The sequence below is a fragment of the Romboutsia sp. genome, from assembly GCF_051659545.1.
In the GTDB taxonomy this organism is placed as follows: Bacteria; Bacillota; Clostridia; order Peptostreptococcales; family Peptostreptococcaceae; genus JBOFOR01.
Window position 1 is genome coordinate 1 of record NZ_JBOFOR010000084.1, and the last position, 1,555, is coordinate 1,555.

General features: G+C 27.5%; 2 protein-coding genes. Both read left to right on the plus strand.

The window, feature by feature from the left end; all coding sequences use genetic code 11:
- Nucleotides 1–124: 124 nt before the first annotated feature.
- Entirely contained in the window at nucleotides 125–865 is a 741-nt protein-coding gene (locus ACRC03_RS05065) for a YfjL-like protein (protein ID WP_438651476.1), read from the plus strand.
- A gap of 178 nt (nucleotides 866–1,043) precedes the next feature.
- Nucleotides 1,044–1,555, plus strand: a 512-nt coding sequence (locus ACRC03_RS05070) for a fumarate hydratase (protein WP_438651477.1), incomplete at its 3' end; no start/stop codon positions are given.

The window sequence follows — 1,555 nt, forward strand, 5'->3', positions numbered from 1 at the left end:
TTAGCTATATAATTTTGGTATACAGTTGGGATAGGAACTATCCTATAAGCTTGGAGATACTTAGTACAATGGTACTATTGACCAAGAAGCTCCCACTTCAAACGTTACCGTAGGTAGTTAAGTGGTGAGTAGTTCACAACTAGTAACTAGTACAATAATTGCAGTAGTTTGTATCATGGGATACAATTCATTCTTTGGAAATCCTATAGGATATATAGAAGCTAAAAATAAAATAAATTCTTATATAGATGAAAAATACAATGGAGAACTAAAAATAGATAACTTAGCTTTTAATTCTAAGATGAATGGTTACTATGCAACGGTATCACATGTAAATGATACAAGATATTCATCATACATTGGATATTGCAGAACGGAATATTTAAATGATGGATATAAATTTGATGTAAGAATTAAGATGGAGGAAGAAGTAAAATCTATAATTGAATCACTCATTATTCAAGGTACAGATTTAGTAAGAGAAAATATAGGAGTATCGCCAAGTATTGATATTGAAGAGTTTAAGTATAGATTAGATGATAATTACACAGGAGTAGAACCTATAGATTTAGAAATATGGTTACATCCTTATACATCCTATAGAGAAAAAGATAAGAATAAAAACACACAGGAAGTAGCATTGCATAAGAATGAAGAAGAGTTTGCTAAAGATGCCTATGATATTATAAAGATATTACAAAGTACAAACTATAACTTTAGTAACATAGAAATATACTCATATAAAGAAGATGGAAATACAAGTTATAGGTTTAAATGTAAGGGCAATGAAAAAATTAAATCTCAACAGGAAATAGAAACTAAAGTATTTATTAAGGAGTCTGAGAAAGAAAAAGAAATAAAATAATAAAAAGTAACTCTCTAGAAAATAAAGGAGAGTTATTTTTTATTATTTAAAATTGTCTAGTGCTAAAATAATTTTAAATAGATAAATTTTCTCACCAAATCATTGTTAATTTATGAGAAAAATGATAAATTATTAATTAGATACGAATATTAATAATTTTAAATAAGGGGATGTTCGAGTGAAAGTAATAAAATCACAAGAAATAACAAAAATAGTTAAGGAAATGTGTATAGAGGCGAATATTTATTTAGGAAAAGATGTAGTAAATAGTTTAAATCAGAACCTACAAAATGAAGAAAGCCCATTAGGGAGAAATATATTAAACATATTAATAGAAAATACAAAGATAGCTAAAGAAAAAAATATACCAATATGCCAAGATACAGGAATGGCAGTTTTCTTTGTGAAGATAGGTCAGGATGTAAAAATAGAGGGAGATACAATAACTGATGCTATAAACGAAGGGGTAAGGCAAGGTTATACTGAAGGGTATCTTAGAAAATCTGTAGTAGAGCCTATATCAAGAATAAATACAAAGGATAATACTCCAGCAATTATTCATTATGACATAGTAAAAGGAAATGAATTAACTATAGAATTTGCTCCAAAGGGATTTGGTAGTGAAAATATGAGTAAGCTAAAAATGCTTAAACCATCAGATGGAATAGAAGGAATAAAACAATTTATAAT